Annotated in this window: 28 protein-coding genes and 1 tRNA gene; 17 read left to right on the forward strand and 12 right to left on the reverse strand. The window is 64.5% G+C overall.

The window, feature by feature from the left end; translation table 11 throughout:
• The 5 genes from P7F60_RS28585 to P7F60_RS28605 all read right to left on the reverse strand — a co-directional run.
• Window positions 1-449, reverse strand: a 449-nt coding sequence (locus P7F60_RS28585; protein ID WP_277920941.1) for an electron transfer flavoprotein subunit beta/FixA family protein, incomplete at its 3' end; no start/stop codon positions are given.
• A gap of 155 nt (window positions 450-604) precedes the next feature.
• On the reverse strand, window positions 605-1,375 hold the full coding sequence (locus P7F60_RS28590) for a rhomboid family intramembrane serine protease (RefSeq protein WP_277920942.1): 771 nt from the start codon (window positions 1,373-1,375) through the stop codon (window positions 605-607).
• A gap of 35 nt (window positions 1,376-1,410) precedes the next feature.
• Entirely contained in the window at window positions 1,411-1,989 is a 579-nt protein-coding gene (locus tag P7F60_RS28595) for a cob(I)yrinic acid a,c-diamide adenosyltransferase (protein WP_277920943.1), read from the reverse strand.
• A gap of 76 nt (window positions 1,990-2,065) precedes the next feature.
• Window positions 2,066-2,266: a twin transmembrane helix small protein gene (locus P7F60_RS28600; protein WP_277920944.1), complete on the reverse strand. Its 201-nt coding sequence runs from the start codon at window positions 2,264-2,266 to the stop codon at window positions 2,066-2,068.
• Window positions 2,267-2,297: 31 nt separating this feature from the next.
• Entirely contained in the window at window positions 2,298-3,131 is an 834-nt protein-coding gene (locus P7F60_RS28605) for an SDR family oxidoreductase (protein ID WP_277920945.1), read from the reverse strand.
• A gap of 116 nt (window positions 3,132-3,247) precedes the next feature.
• On the opposite strand from P7F60_RS28605, the gene P7F60_RS28610 reads away from it, so the two are divergent.
• On the forward strand, window positions 3,248-4,165 hold the full coding sequence (locus tag P7F60_RS28610) for a YihY/virulence factor BrkB family protein (protein ID WP_277920946.1): 918 nt from the start codon (window positions 3,248-3,250) through the stop codon (window positions 4,163-4,165).
• On the opposite strand, the gene gluQRS is transcribed toward P7F60_RS28610, so the two are convergent.
• Window positions 4,130-5,014 carry a tRNA glutamyl-Q(34) synthetase GluQRS gene (gene gluQRS / locus P7F60_RS28615; RefSeq protein ID WP_277920973.1) on the reverse strand — a complete coding sequence of 295 codons (885 nt, stop codon included), beginning with the start codon at window positions 5,012-5,014 and terminating at the stop codon, window positions 4,130-4,132. The two genes, P7F60_RS28610 and gluQRS, sit on opposite strands and share 36 nt — an antisense overlap.
• A 96-nt stretch (window positions 5,015-5,110) precedes the next feature.
• Here gluQRS and P7F60_RS28620 point away from each other — a divergent pair, with 96 nt between their 5' ends.
• Entirely contained in the window at window positions 5,111-5,755 is a 645-nt protein-coding gene (locus tag P7F60_RS28620; protein ID WP_277920947.1) for a DNA-3-methyladenine glycosylase, read from the forward strand.
• Window positions 5,756-5,848: 93 nt separating this feature from the next.
• Window positions 5,849-6,409 (forward strand): HNH endonuclease, encoded by a 561-nt coding sequence (locus P7F60_RS28625; protein ID WP_277920948.1) that lies wholly within the window; start codon window positions 5,849-5,851, stop codon window positions 6,407-6,409.
• A gap of 4 nt (window positions 6,410-6,413) precedes the next feature.
• Here P7F60_RS28625 and P7F60_RS28630 read toward each other — a convergent pair whose 3' ends face one another.
• Window positions 6,414-6,923 carry a disulfide bond formation protein B gene (locus tag P7F60_RS28630; protein ID WP_277920949.1) on the reverse strand — a complete coding sequence of 170 codons (510 nt, stop codon included), beginning with the start codon at window positions 6,921-6,923 and terminating at the stop codon, window positions 6,414-6,416.
• Here P7F60_RS28630 and P7F60_RS28635 point away from each other — a divergent pair.
• The 3 genes from P7F60_RS28635 (at window position 6,922) to P7F60_RS28645 (ending at window position 9,115) form a co-directional block, all read left to right on the forward strand.
• Window positions 6,922-7,173, forward strand: a complete 252-nt coding sequence (locus P7F60_RS28635; RefSeq protein ID WP_277920950.1) for a hypothetical protein — start codon at window positions 6,922-6,924, stop codon at window positions 7,171-7,173. The two genes, P7F60_RS28630 and P7F60_RS28635, sit on opposite strands and share 2 nt — an antisense overlap.
• Window positions 7,152-7,236: transfer RNA gene (locus P7F60_RS28640), tRNA-Leu, on the forward strand. Before P7F60_RS28635 ends, P7F60_RS28640 begins: the two co-directional genes overlap by 22 nt.
• 238 nt (window positions 7,237-7,474) lie before the next feature.
• On the forward strand, window positions 7,475-9,115 hold the full coding sequence (locus P7F60_RS28645) for an AMP-binding protein (RefSeq protein ID WP_277920951.1): 1,641 nt from the start codon (window positions 7,475-7,477) through the stop codon (window positions 9,113-9,115).
• Here the strand turns inward: P7F60_RS28645 and P7F60_RS28650 are convergent, their stop codons facing one another.
• The 3 genes from P7F60_RS28650 to secA form a co-directional block, all read right to left on the reverse strand.
• Entirely contained in the window at window positions 9,116-10,390 is a 1,275-nt protein-coding gene (locus tag P7F60_RS28650; protein WP_277920952.1) for a GNAT family N-acetyltransferase, read from the reverse strand.
• 2 nt (window positions 10,391-10,392) lie between these two features.
• Window positions 10,393-11,808, reverse strand: coding sequence for a lipopolysaccharide biosynthesis protein (locus P7F60_RS28655; protein WP_277920953.1), 1,416 nt, complete (start codon window positions 11,806-11,808; stop codon window positions 10,393-10,395).
• Window positions 11,809-11,982: 174 nt separating this feature from the next.
• A complete protein-coding gene (gene secA / locus P7F60_RS28660) occupies window positions 11,983-14,706 on the reverse strand; it encodes a preprotein translocase subunit SecA (protein ID WP_277920954.1) in 2,724 nt (907 codons plus the stop codon).
• A 245-nt stretch (window positions 14,707-14,951) separates the two neighbouring features.
• Here secA and P7F60_RS28665 point away from each other — a divergent pair, with 245 nt between their 5' ends.
• The 6 genes from P7F60_RS28665 (at window position 14,952) to P7F60_RS28690 (ending at window position 19,057) form a co-directional block, all read left to right on the forward strand.
• A complete protein-coding gene (locus P7F60_RS28665) occupies window positions 14,952-15,791 on the forward strand; it encodes a peptidylprolyl isomerase (protein WP_277920955.1) in 840 nt (279 codons plus the stop codon).
• A 117-nt stretch (window positions 15,792-15,908) separates the two neighbouring features.
• Entirely contained in the window at window positions 15,909-17,150 is a 1,242-nt protein-coding gene (gene argJ / locus P7F60_RS28670) for a bifunctional glutamate N-acetyltransferase/amino-acid acetyltransferase ArgJ (protein ID WP_277920956.1), read from the forward strand.
• Window positions 17,151-17,159: 9 nt separating this feature from the next.
• Entirely contained in the window at window positions 17,160-17,933 is a 774-nt protein-coding gene (locus P7F60_RS28675) for a GNAT family N-acetyltransferase (protein ID WP_277920974.1), read from the forward strand.
• 6 nt (window positions 17,934-17,939) lie between these two features.
• Window positions 17,940-18,347 carry an 8-oxo-dGTP diphosphatase MutT gene (mutT, locus tag P7F60_RS28680; protein WP_277920957.1) on the forward strand — a complete coding sequence of 136 codons (408 nt, stop codon included), beginning with the start codon at window positions 17,940-17,942 and terminating at the stop codon, window positions 18,345-18,347.
• A gap of 91 nt (window positions 18,348-18,438) precedes the next feature.
• Window positions 18,439-18,759: a hypothetical protein gene (locus tag P7F60_RS28685; RefSeq protein WP_277920958.1), complete on the forward strand. Its 321-nt coding sequence runs from the start codon at window positions 18,439-18,441 to the stop codon at window positions 18,757-18,759.
• Window positions 18,760-18,883: 124 nt separating this feature from the next.
• Window positions 18,884-19,057, forward strand: coding sequence for a Flp family type IVb pilin (locus tag P7F60_RS28690; RefSeq protein WP_277920959.1), 174 nt, complete (start codon window positions 18,884-18,886; stop codon window positions 19,055-19,057).
• A 57-nt stretch (window positions 19,058-19,114) separates the two neighbouring features.
• On the opposite strand, the gene P7F60_RS28695 is transcribed toward P7F60_RS28690, so the two are convergent.
• Window positions 19,115-19,999: a methyltransferase domain-containing protein gene (locus P7F60_RS28695; protein WP_277920960.1), complete on the reverse strand. Its 885-nt coding sequence runs from the start codon at window positions 19,997-19,999 to the stop codon at window positions 19,115-19,117.
• Window positions 20,000-20,159: 160 nt separating this feature from the next.
• Here P7F60_RS28695 and P7F60_RS28700 point away from each other — a divergent pair, with 160 nt between their 5' ends.
• Genes P7F60_RS28700 through P7F60_RS28715 form a run of 4 tightly spaced genes read left to right on the forward strand, consistent with a single transcriptional unit; the run spans window position 20,160 to window position 22,540 of the window.
• Window positions 20,160-20,939, forward strand: coding sequence for a ComF family protein (locus P7F60_RS28700; RefSeq protein ID WP_277920975.1), 780 nt, complete (start codon window positions 20,160-20,162; stop codon window positions 20,937-20,939).
• Between the two features lie 55 nt (window positions 20,940-20,994).
• Window positions 20,995-21,258, forward strand: coding sequence for a glutaredoxin 3 (gene grxC, locus P7F60_RS28705; RefSeq protein ID WP_277920961.1), 264 nt, complete (start codon window positions 20,995-20,997; stop codon window positions 21,256-21,258).
• Between the two features lie 5 nt (window positions 21,259-21,263).
• Window positions 21,264-22,115, forward strand: coding sequence for a carbon-nitrogen hydrolase family protein (locus tag P7F60_RS28710; protein ID WP_277920962.1), 852 nt, complete (start codon window positions 21,264-21,266; stop codon window positions 22,113-22,115).
• Complete coding sequence (locus P7F60_RS28715) at window positions 22,112-22,540, forward strand: DUF1178 family protein (RefSeq protein WP_277920963.1); 429 nt, start codon at window positions 22,112-22,114, stop codon at window positions 22,538-22,540. The genes P7F60_RS28710 and P7F60_RS28715 overlap by 4 nt, the downstream gene beginning before the upstream one ends.
• An 82-nt stretch (window positions 22,541-22,622) precedes the next feature.
• Here the strand turns inward: P7F60_RS28715 and ubiG are convergent, their stop codons facing one another.
• Complete coding sequence (gene ubiG, locus P7F60_RS28720; RefSeq protein WP_277920964.1) at window positions 22,623-23,372, reverse strand: bifunctional 2-polyprenyl-6-hydroxyphenol methylase/3-demethylubiquinol 3-O-methyltransferase UbiG; 750 nt, start codon at window positions 23,370-23,372, stop codon at window positions 22,623-22,625.
• A gap of 281 nt (window positions 23,373-23,653) precedes the next feature.
• Here ubiG and P7F60_RS28725 point away from each other — a divergent pair, with 281 nt between their 5' ends.
• The gene (locus P7F60_RS28725) at window positions 23,654-24,400 is read left to right on the forward strand and encodes an SH3 domain-containing protein (protein WP_277920976.1); all 747 of its coding nucleotides are present in this window, start codon (window positions 23,654-23,656) and stop codon (window positions 24,398-24,400) included.
• Window positions 24,401-24,465 lie beyond the last annotated feature (65 nt).

The raw sequence follows: 24,465 nt of genomic DNA on the forward strand, positions 1-24,465 counted from the left end.
TCGCCGATCTCGACCTTGGAGGCAAAGGTGCCCTGCGCCCAGCCGGTCAGCGCCGCCAGCATCTGGCCGGTCTGGTTCGAGTCGTCGTCGATCGCCTGCTTGCCGACAATCACCAGGCCCGGCTGTTCGGCGTCAGCAACGCCCTTCAGCAGCTTGGCGACGGCCAGCGGCTCGACCGTCTCGTCGGTCTCGATGAGGATGGCGCGGTCGGCGCCCATGGCGAGCGCCGTGCGCAACGTTTCCTCGGCCTTGGCCGGGCCGATCGACACCACCACCACTTCCGACGCCTTGCCGGCTTCCTTCAACCGCAGCGCCTCTTCCACGGAGATCTCGTCGAACGGGTTCATCGACATCTTCACATTCGCAAGCTCGACGCCCGAACCGTCGCCCTTGACGCGGATCTTCACGTTGTAGTCAACAACGCGCTTCACGGGTACCAGAATCTTCATGGAGTCCTTCCTTCAACGATGCCTGCTGGAACATGCCCCTCGAAACAGGCTTATGATTGTCGTTTGGCGACATGGATACGCGTTTTTCCTCCAAACACAACGGGTCTCTTGTCGCAGATCGGCGCTTTGTGGGAGGAACCGGCAGGTCGGCGCGGTCAGCCGCGGCCCCAGCGGGGCGGCATTTTTGTCTCAGGCGACGTTCGCGGCGCCTCGTCGCGGCGCACCGCCTTGGGTGTCACCAGCGTGCGGTCGAACAGCGGCACGTCGCGGCGCTTGAGGATCAGCACCAGGATCGTGCCGGTGATGATGCCGCCGACATGGGCGCCCCAGGAGACACCGCCATCCGGATCGATCACCAGCATGACGAATTGCTGCCCGACCCAGAACAACAGCGGCACGAAGGCCGGCAGCGGCAGGGGAAACCGAAACAGCACCAGTACCCAGACCCGCACGCGCGGATGCAGGATGACATAGGCCGCGACCACGCCGGCAATCGCCCCCGAGGCGCCGATCAGCGGCGCTTCCGAGGAGGGCAGCAATATCCCATGGAAAAAGGCGCCGCCGGCCGCACAGAGCAGGTAGAAGATCAGGTAACGCACATGGCCGAGCGCATCCTCGACATTGTCGCCGAACACCCAGAGGAACACCATGTTGCTGGCCAGGTGCCAGAAATCGCCATGCAGGAAGGCATAGGTGATATAGGTCGCCGCCTCCGGCACCAGCGTCATGTCAGGCGGCAGATAGGCATAATCGAAGGCGACGGCGGGGATATAACCGAGCCCGACGGTTGCCGCCTGCGTCACCGTTTCCGGTGCGGCAAAGCCGGTATAGAGCCAGGTCAGCACGTTGACGACGATCAGCGAGATCGTCACATATTGCATGCGGATATGCTTGAGCGTGTTCGTATCGTGCAGCGGTATGAACATGCGCCCTCCGGCTCTTCTCGCGCCCTGTCCTTTATCTAGCGATTTTTGCCCGGAATCCAAAGAATATCCGTGCGCCCGCCGTCATTGACGCTGCGCGCGGCGACGAACAGGAAATCCGACAGGCGGTTGATGTATTTCAACGCCGGTGCGCTCACCTTTTCGCCCTCGGTCTTGGCCAGCGACACCATGATGCGCTCGGCGCGGCGCGAGACGGTCCGCGCGAGATGCAAGGCGGCGGCGGCCGGCGTGCCGCCCGGCAGGACGAAGGATTTCAGCGGCTGCAGGTCGGCGTTCAGCAGGTCGATTTCCCGTTCCAGCCGATCCACCTGCGCCTGCGCTATCCGTAGCGGCTCATAGGCCGGCGGCTCGTCGGTTTCGGGGGTGGCGAGATCGGCGCCGAGATCGAAGAGGTCGTTCTGGATGCGCTCCAGCATGGCGTCGAGCGCGGCGTTCCCGGCCGTGTGCAGCCGGACCAGGCCGATGCAGGAATTGGTCTCGTCGACCGTGCCATAGGCCTCGACCCTGAGATCGTCCTTGCGGCGGCGCGGGCCGGTAACCAGCCCCGTCGTGCCGTCGTCACCGGTGCGGGTGTAGATCTTGTTGAGCTTGACCATCTGCCTCCCCTTCGTTCGCCTGGAGCATTTTCGCATTGTCCGACGCCGAAGCGATTCCGCTTCGGCTGGAAATGCTCTAGCTGCGCCCGCCGCCCGTCAGCCACAGGGTCAGCATGATCAGCGCGATGGCGATCGCCTGCAAGAGCACGCGCAATTGCATCAGCTTGTTAGAGCGATTGGCATCGCCGCCCTTCATCATGTTGAACAGGCCGCGAATGAGGACGATGGCGACGAGGCCCATGACCGCGAGGGTCAGAATCGTCATGAAGCTGGACATCGGAACGAACTGCCTTTCTGGGATGACGCCGTCAATCGAAGCGGCGCAGGATGCGATAGAAAAGATCGGCCGGCAGCAGGCGCTTCAGCGCGACGCCGCGTCTGGCGGGGATGGTGACCGGATAATGCGGGCGCGGGCGCGGTGCGGTCAAGGCATGCTTCAGCGCCGCGTAGACCGCCTCGGGGCCGAGCTTGTAGCGGTTGACCGGCCCGGTGCCGTTCAGCCGGGCGAGCTGGCGGCGATATTCTTCCGCGTGGGCCGAGTTTTCGAGATCGATCACCGCCTCGATATGCTTCAGCGCCGTCGCGGTAAACCGCGAGGCGATCGGGCCGGGCTCGATCAGGCTGACATGGATGCCGCTGCCTTCCAGCTCCATGCGCAGCGTCACCGACAGGCCTTCGAGGGCGAATTTGGAGGCGGTATAGGCGCCGCGATAGCGATAGGGCACCAGGCCGAGGATGGAGGAACATTGCACGATGCGGCCCTCGCCCCGGCGGCGCATGAAGGGGATGACCTGCCGCGTCAGCTCGTGCCAGCCGAAGACATTGGTTTCGAACTGGGCGCGCAGCGCATCCGTCGGCAGGTCCTCGACCGCGCCTGGCTGGCCATAGGCGCCGTTGTTGAACAGCGCGCCGATGCGCCCGCCGGAGCGTTCGGTCACGTCGCGCACCAGCGCCGAAATCGTATCGGCCTCGGTATAGTCCATCAGGAAGCTCTCGATGCCCTGCGACTCCAGCGCATCGCGGTCCTCCTCGCGGCGCACGGTCGCGAATACCCGCCATCCGTCGCGCTTGAGGGCGCCTGCGCAATAGGCGCCGATGCCCGACGAGCATCCGGTGACGACGATGGTCCGGCGATCCGTCATGGATTGATTCCTGTACAAACTGCCGTTGCTTTCCCATATTCCCTCCGGACTGACAATCGGCCGGTCGAGAATCGGCCTATCTTGAAGCGAACAGCATGCGCGACGGCGGAGGACGAATGGGGAAAGTTCTGCGAATGGCCTATCGGGTGGCCTTCGATGCTTTCTACCATTTCGCCGAGGACGACGGATGGGCGATGGCGAGCCATGTGGCTTTGTCCATCCTGCTTGCCGTCTTCCCTTTCCTGATCTTCGGCACCGCGCTTGCCAATTTCCTCGGCGCCGACCAGTTTTCGGATACCGCCGTGCATTTGATCTTCGACACCTGGCCGGAAGCCATCGCCAAGCCGATTTCCGACCAGGTCCAGCAGGTGTTGACCACGCCGCGCGGCGGCCTGCTGACCATCTCGGTGCTGGCGGCCGCCTATTTCGCCTCGAACGGGGTGGAAGCGGTGCGCATCGCGCTCAACCGTGCCTATCGCCAGCCGGAAACGCGCGCCTGGTATGTCACCCGCCTCGCCAGCCTCGGCTACGTCGTCATCGCGGTGATGATCTTTACCGCGATCAGCACGGCACTGGTGGCGGTGCCGGTGGCGCTGCGCTTCACGGAGCGGCGGATGCCCTGGCTGACGGAAACGCTAGAGACCGTATCGAGCTGGAGCGTCTACGGCACGATCCTCGTTCTGGTCGCCGGGCTGCTGGTCTCGCACCTGTGGTTGCCGGCCGGGCGGCGCGGCATTCTCGACGTCTTGCCCGGCATTCTCGCGACGCTGCTGGCCTGGACCATCGGCGCCCTGATCTTCGCCTATTACATCGCGACCTTCGCCAATTATACCGCGACCTATGCCGGCCTTGCCTCGATCATGATCGTCATCGTTTTTCTCTACATGATCGGCGTGATCTTCCTGCTCGGCGCCGAGCTGAATGCGGCGCTGCTGAAATATCGCGTACGCGAGCGGGTCGCGGTGCGCCTGTTCGACGCCGAACGCGAGGAGAAGACGTCAAAGGCCGACGAGCCGGCGGATATCGGCGGCTGAAGCCCCGTTTTCACGCAGGATCGCGAGCCCGGTATCGTCGAGGCTCTTCGACAGCTTGCGCCCGTCCGGGCCGAGGATGAGCCGGTGGTGGTGATAGACCGGCTCGGGCAGGCCGAGCAGAGCCTGCAGCAGCCGATGCACCGAGGTGGCATGAAAAAGGTCGAGGCCGCGCACCACATGCGTCACGCCCTGAAGCGCGTCGTCGATTGTCACCGAAAGATGATAGCTTGACGGCGCATCCGAACGCGACAGCACGACATCGCCCCAGCGCCGCGGCTCGGCGGCGAGACGGCCGGTTTCGCCATCGCCGGTTTCGCTCCAGGCGAGGCCGTTTCCGGCAAGCGGCGCGGCGCGGTCCATGTCCAGCCGCCATGCATGTCTGGTGCCGGCGGCCATCAGGGCGGCGCACGCGCTGGCGGATCTCTGCCGGTCGAGCGGCGGATAGAGGGGCGAGCCGTCCGGGTCGCGCGGCCATGTTTCTCCCGTCTTCGCCTCATAGGCGGCCACATGCGCCTTGACCTCGCCGCGGGTCATGAAAGCGGGATAGACCAGATCCATCGCCCTCAGCCTTTCCAGCGCATCCGCATAGGTGTCGAAATGCTCCGACTGGCGGCGCACCGGGCGCTCATAGGCGATGCCCAGCCAGGAGAGATCGTCGAGAATGGCGCGCTCGAATTCGGGTGTGCAACGCATCAGGTCGATATCCTCGATGCGCAGCAGCAGGTGACCATTCGTCGCAGCCGCCATGTCGCGGTTCAGGAAGGCCGAGAGCGCGTGGCCGAGATGCAAGGGGCCGTTGGGGCTGGGGGCGAAACGGAAGACGGGGCTTTGACGGGCGGCGGCGGGCATGGTTTCTTCTGCCACGAAAGCATTTCCAGGAAAAGTGGAGCCCGGCTTTGCGTTCGGAAATGCGACAAAGCAAAGCGGGACGCAAGGAAGGCAGGCATGACGATCATTCGCGGCATGGGGGAGATCGAGGCGGGGCTTGCGGCGCTCGGCCGCATCGATCCGCGCCTGCTGCCGGTGATCGAGGCCGCAGGCCCCGTGCCGTTGCGCCTTGCGGAGCCCGGCTTTGCCGGGCTGGCGCAGATCGTCGTGTCGCAGATGGTGTCGCGCGCCAGCGCCAATGCCATCTGGGCGCGAATCGAAAGCCTCGGGATCGCCATCACGCCGTCCGAATATCGGGCGCTGAGCCTCGAACAGGCGCTCGGCTGCGGTCTGTCGCGGGCCAAGGCGGCGACACTCGCCTCGCTGGCGGAGGCAACCCATCGCGGCGAGATCGATCTGCTGTCCGTGCGCGAACTGCCGGCGCCGAAGGCGATTGCGGCCCTGACGGCGCTGAAGGGCATCGGCCCTTGGACCGCCGAGGTCTATCTGATGTTCTGCGGCGGCCATGCGGATATCTTTCCGGTGGGCGACGTGGCGTTGCGCGCGGCGGTCGGCCATGCCTTCGCCATCGACCCTCGGCCGGACCAGCGGCGGGTGGCGGCGCTTTCGGCGTCCTGGTCGCCTTGGCGCTCGGTAGCGGCGCGGCTGTTTTGGGCGTATTATGCGAAGATGATGCGCCGCGACGCTTTGCCGCTCGGTTGATAGGCCACCCCGCCGAATCAGGCTTCACAATCCTGTCACGACGCGCCTAATATAAAATGAGCAGATGCCGAATCGTACGAGGAGTAGTGCCCGTTGACGATTGCAGTCTCACCCCAGGCCCTGCCGGCGCTCGTCCTGAACGCCGACTACCGGCCCCTGAGTTATTATCCCTTGTCGCTATGGTCCTGGCAGGACGCGATCAAGGCGGTCTTTCTTGACAGAGTGAACATCATTGCCGAATACGAGCATTCGGTCTCCTCGCCGTCGTTTTCGATGCGATTGCCGAGCGTCGTCTGCCTGAAAACCTATGTGCAGCCGTCGCGCAACCCGGCCTTCACCCGTTTCAACGTCTTCCTGCGCGACCGTTTCGAGTGCCAGTATTGCGGCTCGCCCGACGACCTGACCTTCGATCACGTCATACCCCGCGCCCATGGCGGCGAAACCACCTGGGAAAACGTCGTGGCCGCCTGCGCGCCCTGCAATCTGCGCAAGGGCAGCAAGCTTCCGAAGCAGGCCGGCATGCATCCGCACCAGAAACCCTATCGTCCCACAGTGCAGGATCTGCACAATAACGGCCGGCGCTTCCCGCCGAACTATCTGCACGAAAGCTGGATCGACTATCTCTACTGGGACAGCGAATTGCTGCCCTCCTGAGGCTTCAGCGACGGGCGCGGAGCCCGACGACGGCAATCGCCGCCAGCACCAGGCTGGCGATCACGTTCCACCCGGCAAAGGACAGACCCAGGAACCGCGCCGCGGCATCCGTGCAGGACGGACCGTGGACCGTATTGAGGTCGTCGAGCAGGCTGCCGGCATTGGTGGTGACGCCGCTTGCCGTGGTCGAGCAGGTGGAGGGGCCTTCCCAGAATTTCCATTCGACGCCGGAATGATAGACGCCCATGCCGGCGCCGACGATCATCAGGATCGCCGCAATCGCCAGCAGGAGCCGCGTCACCCAGGCCGGCGCGCCGGCAATCGACGAGATGAAGGCGAGGCCCGCGACCGGAATGCCGTAATAATAGGGCTGGCGTTCCATCAGGCAGAGCGCGCAGGGGATATAACCGCCGATATATTGAAACCCGAGCGCCGAACCGACGGTGACCGCCATGCCGAGCGTCAGCAGGCCGGCGGCAAGGGTCGTCATGCGAGTATCGGCGGTGGCTGCCATGGAAAAGACCTTTCGCTTGTCCTGCCTGTCGTTGCGCTTCGTGGCGCTCCTGCTTTTAGGCAGGGCCGGCGGCCCTGTAAATGCCGCCCGCTTGCGCCATCCGGTCACGGGCGCGAAAACTTTTCGTGAGCATCGCCCCGGATTTTTTCGCGATGCGGCACAATTTGCCGAATGGACGGTTGACCCGGCGCTTTCGGTTTGTATAGTCGCGCACGAAAATCATGCCGTGCGGGTGTGGTGGAATTGGTAGACGCGCCGGACTCAAAATCCGGTTCCGAAAGGAGTGTCGGTTCGACCCCGACCACCCGCACCATCTTTTCTCTTCGCGCTGTCGCGATCTTCGATCGCTGCGCTCCAGAGGGGCGCCGGACGGCCGGGTGACCTTGCTAGCCCTTTGGGTTCGAGGTTGCCACGATACCCTTTGATCGCATCCTCATTGATTGTTTGCAATTGCGAATAGCAATCCAATTGGCTTCGCAAGTGCGAAAGATTGCATTGTCAGCCCTTCGGCGAAAATGCTAGATTCTTGGGGCAGGACAGGGTGAACACCAATGCAATTGCCTTCCCGAGACCGGTACGACGCGCTTTATCGCGATTTCGTCTGGGACATTCCCGCTGATTTCAACATGGGCGTCGCCGTCAGCGATGCCTGGTCGGCACATTCTCCCGAGCGGGTCTGTCTGGAGCATTTCCAGCCGGATGGCCGGCACCTGCAGATGCGGTATGGCGAATTGGCGGCGCGGTCCTCGGCCTTTGCCGGTGCGCTCGTCGATCTCGGCGTTCTCAGCGGTGACCGGGTCGCGTTGCTCCTGCCGCAGAGTTTTGCCACTGTCATCGCCCATGTGGCGATCTATAAGATGGGTGGCATTGCGTTGCCGCTGGCGCTTCTGTTCGGGGTCGAGGCGCTGGAATATCGGCTGAGGGTTTCGGGCGCGACGGCGATCGTCACCAATGCCTTCGGCTGGGAACGGCTGAAAACCATTCGCGAGCGGTTGCCGGGTCTCAAGCACGTCATTCTCGTCGAGGCCGAAGGCGAGGGGGCACTGTCCTTCGAGGGGCTGCTGTCGCATGCGCCGTTGGCGAGACCGGTTGCCTCCAGGCCCGACGATCCGGCGCTGATGATCTTTACCTCGGGCACGACGGGCGCGCCCAAGGGGGCGCTGCATGGCCACCGGGTGCTTGCCGGCCATATTCCGGGCATGCAATTCGCCCATCAGGGCCTGCCGCAGCCGGGTGACAAGGTCTGGACGCCCTCGGACTGGGCCTGGGCGGGTGGCTTGCTGAACGCGCTTTTGCCAGCGTTGCTGCTCGGCGTCCCGGTCGTTTCCTCGCCGGCGCAGAAATTCGATCCCGAGATGGCGTTCCGCATCATGGCGGAGATGAAGGTGAGAAATGCCTTCATTCCGCCGACGGCATTGCGGCTGCTGGCGGCGGTCGAGCGTCCGCGCGAAAAATACGATCTGGTTTTGCGCACCGTCGGCTCGGCCGGGGAATCGCTCGGACGTGAGACCTATGAATGGGCAAAATCCGCGCTCGGGCTGACGGTCAATGAATTCTATGGACAGACGGAGTGCAATTTCGTGCTGTCCTCCTCGGTCACCTATGGCATCAGCCGTGCCGGAGCCATCGGCAAGCCGGTCCCGGGGCACCGGGTGGCAATCCTCGATGCGGATGGCAAACCGGTGCCTGCGGGCGAAATTGGCCAGATCGCCATCCATCGTTCCTCGCCGTCGATGTTCCTCGGCTACTGGAACGCGCCGGAGGCGACGGCGGCGAAATTTTCCGGCGACTGGATGCTGACCGGCGACCAGGGCCGGCAGGATGCGGAAGGTTATGTCGAGTTCTTCGGCCGCGACGACGACGTCATCACCTCCTCCGGCTATCGGATCGGCCCCGGCGAGATCGAGGATTGCCTGCTCGGCCATCCGGCGGTGCAGCTTGCCGCCGTCATCGGCAAGCCCGATCCGCTGCGCACCGAGATCGTCAAGGCCTATGTGGTGCTGGCCCCCGGCCATGTGGCGAGCGATGCGTTGGCGAGCGAGATCAGCGGCTGGGTCAAGACGCGGCTCTCCATGCACGAATATCCGCGCGAGGTGGAATTCGTCGATGCCCTGCCGATGACGACGACCGGAAAGATCATCCGCCGTGAATTGCGGGCGCGGGCGGCGGCCTGCTCCGCCGATGCGGCGTAATCAGCGCCCCGCCAGCGACATGATCTTTTCGCGCAGCAGGCGAGCGACGTTGCGGGTGTTGCGGTAGAGGTGAAGCTGGGCGGAGGCCTGGCGCACGTCGCGGTCGCCGTTCTGGTGCAGGCCGACGACCAGCGTGCCCATCTCCTCGCGCTCTTCCCACAGTCGGCTCATGACCGGATGGTCGGGCACGCCGCAGCTGTCGGTGCGCAGGATGTTGGCGTCATCGAGATGCCATTCGGTCAGGCGCGCGACCAGCAGCTTGCCGGGCGAAAAACGGCTATAGGTCTCGTTGTAGGCGGTTTTCCAGGTATAGGCTTCGCCGTTCATCAGGAAGACGACCATGGCGGCAATGGCCTTGCCGTCGAGGTCGAGCGTGTGGATGCGCACCGCATCGGTCTCGGCGAGATTGGTGATCGCCTCGCGGGCGAAGGCGGCGCGGTAGCGGTCGACGATCATCGCCGTGCGCTTGGCGCCCTTCCAGCCGCTCGCCTCCAGCGCCAGGAATTCCTCCATCCGCCAGCGGATCTCGGAGGGCTGGCGCGAGACGGTGTAGGACAGTGTTCCCAGGCTTTCGAGCTGCCGCCACTGGCGGTTCATTTCGCGCAGATGCTCCTTGGAAACGGCATGCTTCAGATAGGCCTCCCCGTCCTGAAAGCTTTGCAGCATCGGCCGCTGGAACTGGCCGGTCGTATCGACCGGCAGGTTGCGGCCAAGCGCGATGGCCTTGAGCATGGTAGCGAAGGGGCCGTTCAGGCGGATGTCGGGAAAGACGAGGATCGGCGGCAGGCCGCACTGGCGCCGCCCCATGGCTTCCAGGAGATTGTCAAGCGTTTCCGCTGCGTCCTCGGCATCGACCAGCGGCGTGCCGAGCGGCCCGAACGGGTTCGACCAGACGCGCACGATCGACGGCCCCACGGCGAAGCCCGGCTTTTCGACCGAAAAGGGCATCAGCAGGCGCAGGCGGTTGCGGCCGTTGCCGGTGTCGCGGATCAGCGCGACGCGGATCTGGCGCTCGTCAAGGCGCGGCATGGCAGGCGCGAGAAAGCGGCCGGAGAAGAAGACGTTCGGCTCCATGGCGCGGTTGCCGAGGAAATCGAATTCCTCCTGCAGGTCGTAACCCATGGCGGCGGGATAGAGGCAGAGATCGCGGCCGGGACGGCCGACCGGCAGCTCGATATCGGCAAGCGGACGGTTGCGGCCGGGCGAGGCGAGTTCGCCGACCATGCGATTGTCGCTGCTGTTCATGCTTTCGCTGTAGGCGGGCGGTCGCACCATGGTCAGGCAGCCTTCTTCACGTTCATGAGCGCCAGGGGATCGGCGAATGCAAACAGGACGATGCCGAGCGCGCGGCGCACGGCGAGATGCAGGAGGATCGCTTCGACCATCATCGCGCCTGCGGCGGCAGCCGCCGCGCCGGTCAGCCCGAAGATCGGGATCAGCGTGACGTTGAGCAGGATGTTGGCGGTCAGCGCGCCTGCATAGAGGAAGACGCACAGCGTCTGCTTGCCGGCCATTGTCAAAAGCACTTCGCCGGGACCGACCAGGGCTTTCGCCATGATGCCGGCGAACAGGATGGCCATCAGCGGATAGCCGGCGGTGAAGGCCGGGCCGAACAGCGACAGCAGGAACTCGCCGCAGAGCAGCAGGCCGAGGCCGACGGCGAAGGATGGCCAGAAGCTCCAGCGCACCGTCTCGCCGGCGAAGGTTGCGAGCGCGCGCCGGTCGTTGTCGGCGATCATCCCGGAAAAGCGCGGGGCGGCGGCGGCCTTGACGGAGAAATAGACGAACTGCACCAAGGCCATGGTTTTGGTGGCGGCGAAATAGATGGCGACCTGCTCGGGGTCCAGATAGAGGCCGACGACCATGACGTCGGAATTGGTCAGCAGGAAGCCAAAGCCCTCGATCATGAAGATCGGCACGGCGACGCGGAACCAGGCCGGGAAATCCACCTTCAACGGCCCGCGCGGATAATGGCCGCGCAGGCGCAGACGCACGGTCAGGAACTGGCCGCAGGTGGTGACGTAGGTGGCGGCAAGGGCGGCGAGCATCGCCGTCTCCGCCGTCTGCGGCGCGCCCTGCCAGACGGCGATGACATTGAAGACGAGGATAAGGGTGGGGCGGATGATGTAGGTCGGGCTCAGCGCCGTGACCGCCCAGCTATGGGCGCGCGAGGTGCCGTCGAGCACATCGCCAAGCGCGATCATCGGCAGGATGAACAGGCCGAGGAAGACCGGCAGGGCGTAATAGGGCTCGATTGCCGTGCCCATCAGACGGATCACGAGATAGCCGATCAGCGCCAGGGCGCTCGCCGAGAGCATGGCGAAAATACGCGCCGTCGCCGTCAGGCCGCGAATTTCGGCGAGCGCCCCGTGGCTGCGATATTGCGGCAGGAAGCGGATGACGGCGGAATGAAAGCCGAGGCAGGAGAGATTGCCGAACAGGACGACCATCACCCAGACGAAGACGAAGATGCCGTATTCGAATTCGCCCATTATGCGGGCCTGGATGATCTGCGAGACGAAGGCGATGGCCGCGCTGACGACGCGAATGACGAAGGCGGTGAGCGCCATGCGCTGGGCGGCGGCCTTCTCGTCGTCGCCGGTCAGAGCCGCGCCGATCCGGCCGACAAGCGGCATGACCGTGCCGCGCAGCCGCGGCGGCAATAATCTTTCGGCGGTTTCGATGAACGCCATAATGGACACGCAACAACCTGGACGACGCAAAACTTGCCTGCACTATGCCGTGTCACGGTTAAGAATCGGTTCAGCTTCGGTGTCAGGCGCTTAAGACCTGCGGCTTTTCCTGAGGCCGAAATGCAAACGCCGCCCGAGGGGCGGCGTTTTCGATATCGCGGCGAATGCGGCCGGTCAGGCCGATTCATAGGCGCCGTGGCAATGCTTGTATTTCTTGCCGGAGCCGCAGGGGCAGGGCTCGTTGCGGCCGACGCGGCCCCAGGTGGCGGGATCCTGCGGGTTGCGGTCCTCGACCGCCACCACTTCCTCGGCGGCATACATGGTCTGGCCGCCGAAATCGTCCTCGCCGGTCAGCGGATCGAAATGATGGGCTTCCATATCAGGAAGCTGCGGCTGCGGCACCTCGGCGGCCTCGCGCACCAGTTCGGCGCGGGCAAGCTGGGTGGTGACCGTCTGTCGCAGGTTGTGCAGCAGCGACTGGAACAGCTCGAAGGCTTCAGACTTGTATTCCTGCAGCGGGTCGCGCTGGGCATAGCCGCGGAAACCGATGACCGAGCGCAGGTGGTCGAGGTTGACGATATGCTCGCGCCACAGCAGGTCGAGCGTCTGCAACAGGATCGAGCGCTCGACATAGGTCATGATTTCCTGGCCGAAGCGCTCGGCCTTGTCGGCGGCTGCGGCATCGGTGGCGGCGAGGATGCGTTCGCGGATTTCCTCGTCGCCGATGCCCTCTTCCTTCGCCCAGTCGGTCACCGGAAGGTCCATGTTCAGCGTTTCGCGGATGGCGTTGCGCAGGCCCTCGGCATCCCACTGTTCCGCATAGGCGCGCTCGGGGATATAGCGCGAGACAAGACCCTCGATGACCTCGTGGCGCATGTCGGCGACGGTTTCGGTCAGATCCTCGGCATCCATCAGTTCGATGCGCTGCTCGAAGATCACCTTGCGCTGGTCGTTCAGCACGTCGTCATACTTCAGCAGGTTCTTGCGGATGTCGAAATTTCGCGCCTCGACCTTCTTCTGGGCGCGTTCCAGCGCCTTGTTGATCCAGGGATGGACGATGGCTTCGCCTTCCTTGAGACCGAGCTTCTGCAGCATCGAATCCATGCGGTCCGAGCCGAAGATGCGCATCAGGTCGTCCTGGAGCGACAGGTAGAATTTCGAGCGGCCGGGGTCGCCTTGGCGGCCGGAACGGCCGCGCAGCTGGTTGTCGATGCGGCGGCTTTCGTGGCGCTCGGTGGCGATGACGTAGAGACCGCCGGCGGCGAGCGCCTTCTGCTTGAGCTGCTGCACCTCCTCGCGAATCGCCGCTTCCTTGGCGTCACGCTCGGGTCCTGCTTCCATGCCGGCCAGTTCATGCTCCAGACGCATGTCGATATTGCCGCCGAGCTGGATGTCGGTGCCGCGGCCGGCCATGTTGGTGGCGATGGTGACGGCGCCGGGAACGCCGGCCTGGCTGACGATATAGGCTTCCTGCTCGTGATAGCGGGCGTTAAGAACCTGGAAGCCGCTGAAGCCGGATTGTTTGAGCATTTCGGCCAGGAGTTCCGACTTCTCGATCGAGGTCGTGCCGACCAGCAGCGGCTGGCCGCGGCTCTGCGCCTCGCGGATCTCGGCGATGATCGCCTTGTATTTCTCTTCCGCCGTCCGGTAGACCTCGTCGTCCTCGTCGATACGCTTGATCGGCAGGTTGGTCGGCACTTCGACGACGTCGAGGCCGTAGATGTTGGCGAATTCCTCCGCTTCCGTCGAGGCCGTGCCGGTCATGCCGGCCAGCTTGTCGTACATGCGGAAATAGTTCTGGAAGGTGATCGAGGCCAGCGTCTGGTTTTCCGGCTGGATCTGCACTCTTTCCTTGGCTTCCAGCGCTTGGTGCTGGCCGTCCGAATAGCGGCGGCCCGGCATCATGCGGCCGGTGAACTCGTCGATGATGACGACTTCGTTGTTGCGGACGATATAGTCCTTGTCGCGCTGGAACAGCTTGTGGGCCTTCAACGCATTGTTGACATGGTGGACGATGGCGACGTTTTCGACGTCGTAGAGCGAATTGCCCTTGAGCAGGCCTGCCTCGCGCAGCAGGTTTTCGAGCTTCTCGGTGCCGGCTTCGGAGAAGTTGGCCGAGCGCTGCTTCTCGTCGATCTCGTAGTCCTCCGGCGACAGCAGCGGCACGAAGGCGTCGATGGCGTTGTAGAGGTCGGAGCGGTCGTCGAGCGGACCGGAAATGATCAGCGGCGTGCGCGCCTCGTCGACCAGGATGGAGTCGACTTCGTCGACGATGGCGAAGGCATGGCCGCGCTGCACCATCTGGCCGCGGTCGAACTTCATGTTGTCGCGCAGATAGTCGAAGCCGAGTTCGTTGTTGGTGGCGTAGGTGATGTCGCAGGCATAGGCCTCGCGGCGTTCCTCATCCGAAAGACCGTGGACGATGACGCCGGTGGTGAGGCCCAGGAAGCCGTAGAGGCGGCCCATGATCTGGGAGTCGCGCCGCGCCAGGTAGTCGTTGACGGTAACGACATGGACGCCGCGGCCGTTCAGCGCATTGAGATAGACGGGAAGCGTCGCGACCAGCGTCTTGCCTTCGCCGGTCTTCATTTCGGCGATGGCATTGCTGTTGAGGATCATGCCGCCGACGAGCTGGACGTCGAAGGGACGCAGGCCGAGCGACCGGCGGGCTGCTTCGCGCACGACGGCGAAGGCAGGCACGATCAGGTCGTCCACGGTCTTGCCGTTTGCGATCTCCTGCCGGAACTCGACGGTCTTGGCGGCAAGCTGCTCGTCGGAAAGCGCCTTCATGCTCTCTTCGAGCGCATTGATCGCCTGAACCTGCGGTTTGTACGATTTCACGCGGCGCTCGTTCGAGGAACCGAAAATCTTGCGGGCGAGGCCGCCAAAGCTGACCATGGCCAATGGTCCTTTCTGAATGTCTTGCCGGAAGCGTTCCCGCGCGGTCATCGAAGCCGATTTCGGCTGATTGGCGCGGAACGCCCGAAACTGATCTGGACGCGAGGTTGCGTGACAGATAAGAGGGGGGCCGATTGATGTCAACGGCACAGGCCGATACAGAATGGCCACATTCTGGTGGTGAGGACGATTTTCGACCGGGTCTGCGAGGGTCGCGGCCCTGTTTCTTTCCGAAAGGTTAATTCATGCTCTGCTCGAAAAAACTGGCTGCGATGGCACTGGTGGCCTTCGTCGGCCTTCAGCTTCCCGCCCATGCCGAGGACGCCGTGGTGGCGACGGTCGGCGGCGAACCGGTCCACCAGTCCGAACTCGACGTGGCGATCGCCGGCCTCGACCCGCAGCTCGCCCAGATGCCGGACGACCAGAAGAAGATCGCCGCCCTGTCGAGCCTGATCGACATCAAGCTCCTGTCCAAGAGCGCCGCCGCCGAAGGCCTGGATAAGACCGACGACTTCAAGTCGCGCATGCAGTACCTGACGGACCGCGAGCTGCACGGCGCCTATTTCCGCAAGAACATCGTCGACACGTTGAAGCCGGAAGAAGTCAAGGCGCGCTACGACAAGGAAGTCGCCTCGCTGCCGAAGGAAGAGGAAGTCCACGCCCGCCACATCCTCGTCAAGACCGAGGACGAAGCCAAGGCGATCATCGCCGAACTCGACGCCGGCAAGGATTTCGCCGAACTGGCCAAGGCGAAGTCCACCGATTCCAACAAGAACGACGGCGGTGACCTCGGCTGGTTCGGCAAGGGCCGCATGGTCAAGGAATTCGAAGACGCCGCGTTTGCGCTTGAAAAAGGCGCCTATTCCAAGACGCCGGTGAAGAGCGAATTCGGCTTCCATATCATCAAGGTCGAGGACAAGCGCATCGCCCCGCCGCCGCCCTTCGAGCAGGTCGAGGCCCAGGTTCGCAACCTCGTCATCCGCGACAAGTATCTTGAACTGCTGAACAAGGCCAAGGAAGGCTCCAAGGTCGAGATTTCCGACGAGACCCTGCGCAAGGGTTACGAGGAAGCCACCAAGCAGTAATCCATCCAGAGCCCGTCCTTGCGACGGGCTCAAGCTCTTTGTCTGTCGCATTTCCGGACGGAAAACCGCTTCACACTTTTCCTGGAAATGCTCTCGTCTTTGCAACAGGGTCTGAAGATGTCCGGTTCCGTTTCTCCGCTCGCTCCGAAAACCTACGCCGTCATGCCGCCGCTGCGCGGGGTGCGCATGGCGACCGCCGCTGCCGGCATCAAATACAAGAACCGCACGGACGTTCTGATGATGGTGTTCGACAAGCCGGCGTCTGTCGCCGGCGTCTTCACCCGCTCGAAATGCCCCTCGGCGCCGGTCGATTTCTGCCGCGCCAATCTGTCGCATGGGGTGGCGCGTGCCGTGGTCGTCAATTCCGGCAATGCCAATGCCTTCACCGGCAGGAAGGGCCGCGAGGCGACGGCGCTGACGGCGAAGTCCGCCGCCTCCGCCATCGGCTGCGGCGAGAACGAGGTCTATCTGGCCTCCACCGGCGTCATCGGCGAGCCGCTGGATGCCACCAAGTTCGCCGGCGTGCTCGACACCATGGCCAAGGACGCCACCGGCGACTTCTGGTTCGAGGCGGCCAAGGCGATCATGACCACCGACACCTATCCGAAGGTCGCGACCCGCTCGGCCTATATCGGCAGCGTCAAGGTGACGATCAACGGCATCGCCAAGGGCGCCGGCATGATCGCGCCCGACATGGCGACGATGCTGTCCTTCGTGGTCACCGATGCCGATATCGCGCCTGCCGCGCTGCAGGCGCTGCTCTCGGCCGGCGTCGGCCCGACCTTCAACTCGGTGACCGTCGACAGCGACACCTCGACCTCGGATACGCTGATGCTGTTTGCGACCGGCGCGGCTGCCGCCGACGGTCAGGCGCGCGTGGAAAACGCCGACGATAGCAGGCTCGACGCCTTTCGCGCGGCTCTGAACGATCTCCTCAAGGATCTCGCCTTGCAGGTCGTCCGTGACGGCGAAGGTGCGCGCAAGATGGTGGCCGTGACCGTTACCGGCGCCGAAAGCGATGCCGCCGCCAAGCGCATCGGGCTTTCCATCGCCAATTCGCCGCTGGTCAAGACGGCGGTCGCCGGCGAGGACGCCAATTGGGGCCGCATCGTCATGGCGGTCGGCAAGTCCGGCGAGATGGCCGACCGCGACCGGCTGGCGATCTGGTTCGGCGATGTCCGCGTTGCCGTCGACGGCGAGCGCGATCCGGCCTATTCGGAAGAGGCGACCACTGCGATCATGAAGCGGCAGGATATCGACGTGCGTGTCGATATCGGTCTCGGCGAGGGGCAGGCGACGGTCTGGACCTGCGACCTGACCAAGGAATATGTCGAGATCAACGGCGATTACCGGAGCTGACGGGTGGCGATGACGGATTCCTCGTCGCACGGGGTGAACCTGCCGGCGGTGCGCCGGTTCGAAGCGGTCGGTTTTCGCGCCTGGCCGGCGGCGGCCGTCACCTATGACGGAAGCTGGCAGGTGCGGCTGACCGCCGGGCATCCCTCGCGCCGGCTCAACTCCGTCGTGCCGCTCGATCCGGCCGATACCAGGGACATCGACATCCGCCTGGAAAAGGCGCGCAAGCGTTTCGAGGCCTATGGCCGGCCGCTGACCATCCGCGAGACGCCGCTTGCCCCGCCCGCCCTGATCGACAATCTGCGCCAGAAGGGCTGGCAGCGGGTCGAGGAGGTGTTGGTCATGGCCGCCGATCTCGCCGGCCTGACCCTGCCGGACACCATGGACCACCTGCCGAGCCACGATATCGGCCGTTTCGTCGACGCCAACCTGGCGGTCGAGGAGGCGGGGCTTGCGGCCAAGCCGGCGCTGGCCGAGATCATCGGCGCGATCCGCCCGACGACCGGGCTGTTCGTCATCGAGGATCCGGTGACCGGACCGCAGGCGACGGTGCTGTGCGTGCAGGATAACGATCTTGCCGGCATCATGCTGCTGGCCGTTGCGCCCGACGAGCGGCGGCGCGGGCTGGGGCTGGAAATCCTGTCTGCGGCGCTGCGCTGGGCGCGCATGCGCGGCGCGCGCACCGCCTGGCTGCAGGTGGTGGCCGAGAATGCCCCGGCGCTCTCGCTCTACCGCAAGCTCGGCTTTGCCGAATCCTATCGTTACTGCTACTGGCGGGAGGCCTGAGGGGCGATGAGCGAGCGCAAGATCGTGCTGGTGAGCGCCTGCGCGCTGATCGATACCGACAACCGCGTCCTTCTCGCCCAGCGGCCGGAAGGCAAGTCGCTGGCGGGTCTCTGGGAGTTTCCCGGTGGCAAGGTGGAGGCGGGCGAAACGCCGGAAGAAGCGCTGATTCGCGAATTGCGCGAGGAACTGGGAATCGAGACCAAGGTCGCATGCCTGGCGCCGCTGACCTTCGCCAGCCATACCTACGAGACTTTCCATCTTTTGATGCCGCTGTTCGTCTGCCGCCGCTACGAAGGCATTCCGCAGGGACGCGAGGGACAGACGCTGAAATGGGTCAAGCCTTTGGCGCTGCGCGACTATCCGATGCCACCGGCCGATGAGCCGCTGATCCCCATCCTGCAGGACCTCCTGTAGAAGACAGCTTTCTCGACGTCATTAACAGATCGTTTATCTTGCTTTGGCAATGATAGGGCGATTCAAGCATGATGTGTTCGAAGGGCTTGATATGGTCGACGAAGAGGCGTGGAAAACCGATCGCATGCGCGAGAGGTCGTCGAATAAGACGGAACGATCCGGTGCGTTGAACATCGCGCTGGTTTTTGGCGTGGCCGGAATTGCGCTGACGCTGATCCTGACGCCGATGCTGGCCGGAAACAGCGAACGCAAGACGGCGGCGGCGCCGCAGAATTACGACATGATCACCACCGGTTCGATCGAATCATCTGATGGAGGCGGCAGGCGTTACACGTTGCGCCGCAGCGTGCTGCAGGAAACACCGGGTTCCGTCTGCATCGTCGAGGGGTACGGCGCGGATTCCGGCTGCTGAACGACAGCGTGCCGGCACGGGACATCGTGCGGCGGCACGCGTGCATTTCCAGGAAAATCGGGCACCGGTTTTCCGGATTGCGAAATGCTGGTAAAAATAGAAAGTGGCCTTGGGGAGTTTACGAATGCGCCGGATTTCAAGGCTGATGCGGGATGCCGGCGGCAGCGTGCCGATGGAATACGGGCTCATCGCCGCGCTGGTGTCGATCGCAGTCTTGTACAGCGTCGGTGGCTTCGCCAATGGCTTTCAGCACGTCTACGGCCTGGTGTCCAACACGATGGACAACAGTTCGCCCTGATCGGCGCCGTCGTTCTTCTTCGGATCGCTGAACGGGCCCGGCTTTTCCGGGATATGCTCACTTCTCCAGCTTGACCTCCGTCGCCTTCAAGGCGTCGGCCAGCCGCGCCTTGGCCGAGCCCGGCTTCAGCGGCTTCTGCTGGCTTTCATGCGGCGCCCAGCCGGAGGCGTAGACGATCGAGAAGGTGGCGCGGATGCGCCCGTCCGCATCGGAGTAACGCTCGGCATAGAGTTCGGCGGCGCGCAGGAAGAAACGGCGCGTCAGCGGCCGGCGGCTGCGGGCGGCGAGCGGGTTGGTCATGCCCATGGCGCGCAGGTCGCGCATCAGGTCGAACAGCGAATCGTAGCGCACCGTATAGGTCTCGGCGTCGACGACGGGCAGCGCGAAGCCTGCGCGTTGCAGGAGAGCGCCGATGTCGCGCACATCCGCGAAGGGAATGACGCGCGGGCTCACGCCGCCATGGATTTCGCTCTCGGCGGCCAGCAGCACCTCGCGCAATTCCTGCAACGTGCCGGCGCCGGGAATGGCGGCGAGCAGCAGCCCGTCCGGCTTCAACGCGCGGCGGATCTGCACCAGCACGCCCGGCGTGTCGTTGGTGAGATGCAGCGACAGCGGCGAGAGCACGAGATTGATCGAGGCGGGGGACAGTTCCGGGGCCTCAAGCGCGGCCTCGCGGGTCGCCAGCGCATTGCCCCGATAGGCGCCGGCCAGCTCGACGCGTTGGATGTCGCCGACCTTGCCGGTGGCGAGCGCGGCCGTCGCGGTCTCCCCGGTCACGTCGAAGAGCGAGACGGCGCTGTCGAAGCGCCGCTCGATGATGGCGAGGCGCGATGCCAGTTCCTCGGCGGCGATGTCGAGCAGAAAGGTTGCCTTCGGATCGAAGGCCTGCAACGCCCGCCGGCGATTGCCGGAAACCAGCGCCTGATCGAAAATGATGTCCATGCCGCGCGTCCGATGGGTTGTGAGGTGATCCGCATGCCGCCTCTCGCGCGAGGGCGTGCGGCGTGCTAGGCTCGCCTCCGGGGAAAGACGGGGGATCCCGATGACGGCTTCAGATGAGATCCCGGACGAGCAAAGTCAACCGCCGGAGCAATACCATCGCATGCGCGATAGGGTTTTGCGCCCGGAGCTTCGAAAAAATGCGCTTGCCGGTCTGTTGAGCGGTCTCGGGCAGCTGGTCGATATCGTCTATCCGCCGGTTTGCCCCGGTTGCGGCGTGACGCTCGGTTCGCATCGCGGCTTGTGCGCGCGCTGCTGGGCCGGCATCCGTTTCATCGAACGGCCCTATTGCGAGGTACTCGGCCTGCCGTTTTCGCGCGATCTCGGGCCCGGTATCCTCAGCGCCGAGGCGATTGCCGAGCCGCCCGCCTTCGATCGTCTGCGCTCGGTGGCCGTTCATGCGGGCGTGGCGCGGCGTCTGGTGCATGGGCTGAAGTATCGCGACCGCACCGATCTGGCGACGATGATGGCCGCCTGGATGCTGCGCGCCGGCGATGGCACGGTCGAAGCCGCCGATGCCATCCTGCCGGTGCCGCTGCACCGCTTCCGCATGATGTCGCGCAAGTTCAACCAGTCGGCGGAACTGGCTCGCCATCTGGCGCGGCTGGCGGACAAGCCATTGCTGGCGACGACGCTGCTGCGCGTCAAGCGCACGACACAGCAGGTCGGCCTCGGGGTCTCGGCGCGCGAGGACAATGTGCGCGGCGCTTTCAGGGTTGCGGCCGGCCGCAAGGCGGATGTCGCGGGCAAGCGGCTGGTGCTGGTCGACGACGTCTATACGACGGGAGCGACGGTTTCGGCGGCCGTGCGGGTGCTGCGCCGGGCGGGCGCCGCCGATATCACGGTTTTGACCTTTGCAAGGGCGCTCGGCAATTCTATATGACGACGAAGAGGCATCGTCGCCGAACGGGCGCGGGCCGGAGGAAACGGAGAGCTCCATGGCGTCTGTCGTCATCTATACGCGCGATTTCTGCGGCTATTGCGCCCGCGCCAAGCAGTTGCTGGAAAACAAGGGCGTCGTTTACGTCGAGCACAATGCGACGGCGAACCCGGATGCACGCCAGGAAATGTATGCCAAGGCCAATGGCCGCACCACGTTTCCGCAGATCTTCATCGGCGAGCACCATGTCGGCGGCTGCGACGACCTGTACGCCCTCGACCGCGAGGGACGGCTCGATCCGCTGCTGGCGCAGGGAGCGTGACACCCATGAGTTTCAAGGCTGCCGCCATCCAGATGTGTTCCGGTGTCGACCCTGAGCGCAATGCCGCCGATATGGCGCGGCTGGTGCGCGAGGCGGCGGCGGAGGGGGCGATCTACGTCCAGACGCCGGAAATGACCGGCGCGCTGCAGCGCGACCGCCAGGCCATGCGCGCCGTTCTCCGGGGCGAAGGCGACGACCTGATCCTCCGGGAAGGCCGCAACCTTGCCGCCGCGCTCGGCATCTACATGCATATCGGCTCGACGGCGATCGCGCGTGACGACGGCAAGATTGCCAATCGCGGTTTCCTGATCGGCCCGGATGGCGACATCATCTGCCGATACGACAAGATCCACATGTTCGACGTCGATCTCGACAATGGCGAGAGCTGGCGCGAAAGTGCTGCCTACCAGCCTGGCAGCGAGGCGCGCATCGCGTCTCTGCCCTTTGGCGAACTCGGCTTCACCATCTGCTATGACGTGCGCTTTCCCGAACTGTTCCGCCGGCAGGCGGTGAACGGCGCGCAGGTGATTTCCGTGCCCGCCGCCTTCACCCGCCAGACTGGCGAAGCCCATTGGGAAGTGCTCTTGCGCGCGCGCGCCATCGAAAACGGTGTCTTCATCGTCGCGGCGGCGCAGGCCGGAAGGCATGAGGACGGGCGGGAAACCTTCGGCCATTCGATGATCGTCGATCCTTGGGGCCGGGTTCTGGCCGAGGCGGGGCCGACGGGCGAGGCGGTCGTCCTCGCCGAGATCGATGTCGGGGCCGTCAAGGCGGCGCATCAGCGCATTCCCAACCTTGCCAATGCGCGCGAATTCTCGCTGGAAAAGATCGCCGGTCCAGGGAGTGCCGGAGGGTGATCCGATACGACCTCATCTGCGATGCCGGGCATGATTTCGATGCCTGGTTTTCCGGCAGCGCCGATTTCGACAGCCAGCGACAGCGTGGATTTCTGAGCTGCCCTGTCTGCGGCTCAGCGCATGTGTCGAAGACGCTGATGGCGCCTTCGGTGACCACCGGCCGGCAGAAGGAAGCGATACAATCGCTCGTCACCGGCGAAGCGCAGAAGCAGGTGATGGCGAAACTGCGCGAGGCGGTGGCCACCATCCGCGCCAATGCCGAGGATGTCGGGGCGCGTTTCCCCGAGGAGGCCCGCAAGATCCATTACGGAGAGGCCGAGCAACGGGGCATCATCGGTGAAGCCAAACCCGACGAGGCTCTGGCGCTGCTGGAGGAAGGCATCGAGATCGCGGCGTTGCCGGTCCTGCCTGACGAGACGAACTGATCCGGCTCCTGCTCAAGCCGGTTTTATCGCACCGGAACGAAGCGCTCTCTCCGTCCCCTTCTCGTTCTCGCCCGCGGGATGATCAGGCTGCAGGCCGTTTCGCCAGCATCATGTAGTTGACATCCATGTCGGCGGAGAGGTTCCAGCGGTCCTGCAGGGGATTGTAGAACACGCCGGTGCGGTGGACGATCTCGAGGCCGGCGGCGGAGATCGGTTTTTCCAGCTCTTCGGGGCGCACCAGCTTGTCGTATTGATGCGTGCCGCGCGGCAGCCAGCGCAGGATGTTCTCCGCCGCGAAGATGGCGAGTGCGGCAGCCTTCAGCGTTCGGTTGATGGTGGCGACGAACATCAGCCCGCCGGGACGCACCATGCCGGCACAGGTCGACACGAACAGGTCGACATCGGCGACATGCTCGACCACTTCCATGTTCAGCACCGCGTCGAAGCTTTCGCCGGCCTCGGCAAGCTGCTCGGCGCTCATGGCGCGGTAATCGACCTCGACGCCGGATTGTGCCGCATGGGTCGAGGCGATGCCGATATTCTTTTCCGAGGGGTCGGCGCCGACGACTTGTGCGCCCATGCGCGCCACCGGCTCCGACAGCAGCCCGCCGCCGCAGCCGATATCCAGCACCCGCAAGCCTTCGAGCGGGCGGGGGCTGCGCGGATCACGGCCGAAATTCTCGCAGATGCGCTCGCGCAGATAGGCAAGCCGCACCGGATTGAACTTGTGCAGCGGCCGGAACTTCCCGGCCGGATTCCACCATTCGGCGGCCATTGCCGAAAATCGGTCGACTTCGCCCTGGTCGATCGTCGTGGGGGCGGCTTCGCGCATGGCTTCGTCCTCGTCTTGACCCGTTCTCAACCCGTGAAGTCGGACGATCGGGCCCGCATGTCAAGGGCGCGACAGGGACGACGGGCGGCGAAATCGCCGGCGCATCGTCGCAGGATGCCGCATAGGTTGCTGAATTTGTAAAAATAAGGCAAAGCCGCCACCGGCCGATCTCAAAAAAGCCAAAACCCGCCCTATCATTTTCCTTGGTGGGCCAAGGCCGATGTCGATTCCATCGGGGTTTCGGCGGCCGGGTTCGAGCGGGAGAGTAAACTGTGAGAAATATGATCAAGCGTGCATTGATTGCTTGTGCGCTGCTGGCCGCGCCGGTGGTGGCGATGGCGGCCGAAGGGTTCGCGACCACGAACGTCAACCTGCGGTCGGGACCGAGCACGGCCTATCCGGCTGTCATCGTCGTGCGCGCCGGCGCGCCGTTGAACGTCTACGGCTGCCTTGCCGACGTGCCGTGGTGCGATGTTTCCTTCCGCGGCATTCGCGGCTGGATGGCCGGCCGCTATATCCAGACCGTCTATCGCCAGCGCCGCGTCTATGTCGCCCCGGAATATTATCGTCCGCTCGGCATTCCCGTCATCCAGTTCGATCTCGATCGCTATTGGGATCGCAACTACCGCAGCCGCGATTTCTATCGTGACCGTGACCGCTGGCGGCGCGAATACCGTCCGCGCTACGACGACAACGGCTACGAGAGCGACCGCGAGCGCCTGATGCGCCGCCGCGCCGAGCGCAGCTGGGACGATGGCGACAACGGCTGGAACAACGACAATGGCGGCGACTATCGCCGATACGACCGCAATCGCGAGCGCCGCTGGGACCAGGGCCAGCAGGACGACTTCGGAAATCCCGGGCGCAACCGCCGCGACGACCGTCCCCGCCAGCCGCCGCCGCAGCCGGTCGAGCCGCAGCAGCCGCAGTTCCAGCCGCCGCAGGTCGACAATGGCGGCGGCGAGGCACAGCCGCCGCGCATCGTTCGGCCGCGTCGCCACGATTGCACCACCGATACCGATTGCTGATCGATAGCGTCGGATAAATTGGAGCGGCCGCGTCAGGTTTTCCGGCGCGGCCGTTTCGCAATCGG

The organism is Rhizobium sp. YJ-22, assembly GCF_029601685.1.
In the GTDB taxonomy this organism is placed as follows: domain Bacteria; phylum Pseudomonadota; class Alphaproteobacteria; order Rhizobiales; family Rhizobiaceae; genus Metarhizobium.